Annotated in this window: 1 protein-coding gene; it reads right to left on the bottom strand. The window is 61.4% G+C overall.

What is annotated here, in order from left to right; translation table 11 throughout:
* The coding region (locus tag ON43_RS35095; protein WP_167333483.1) for a pentapeptide repeat-containing protein at positions 1–414 on the bottom strand (414 nt) is incomplete at its 3' end.
* Between the last annotated feature and the right edge of the window lie 180 nt (positions 415–594).

Raw genomic sequence — 594 nt, 5'->3', positions numbered from 1 at the left:
GGACGTGCGCGCGAAATCGGCTGTGCCGCAGAACTTCACACCCTCGAAGTCGGCACTACCAAACACCGCACCACGGAAGTCGGCATCCTCAAGAGTTGCTCCGCGAAGCTCGAAGACGTGCGCAGACCAGTCGACTGCGTAGTCTGGCTGCAAACGTGTGGAGATCACCTGGGTGATTGTGCGGCGGGCTGCCTGATCGTCTTGGCGGTAGGCCCGGAGGTACCCGCACAGACTGTCGATGCAATCCTGACGTCCTCGCCAATCCCATTCATCTGCCAGGTCAGCCATCGCATGGACACCCGAGATGCGGTCAGCGATGTCGTCGGCGCTGAGTTGAGAGGTAGCGGTGCCGAAGCGTTCAAGGCGACTATGCTCGGCGCGCACACGTCGAGGGCGAAGATCGAAGCCGAACATTCCGGCCACGATACCGTCGAGGATCTTCTACCGGCTTCCCGTGCTGGTTCTGTTGCTCGGCTGTTCGAACGAGGCGGTGTCCTGTATGCCGCGGACTAAACGCAGATGGAACCGGCCAGCGCAGGCGCGGCGTCAGGTCCCCGGTCATCAACGAAAGTGCTGCACTAACAGCACTTCTCG

Origin of the sequence: Nocardia concava NBRC 100430 (genome assembly GCF_000308815.1) — a bacterium.
GTDB classification, from domain to species: Bacteria; Actinomycetota; Actinomycetes; order Mycobacteriales; family Mycobacteriaceae; genus Nocardia; species Nocardia concava.
The sequence above is the reverse complement of the archived record's forward strand: the minus strand, read 5'-3'. Positions and strand labels throughout refer to the sequence as shown.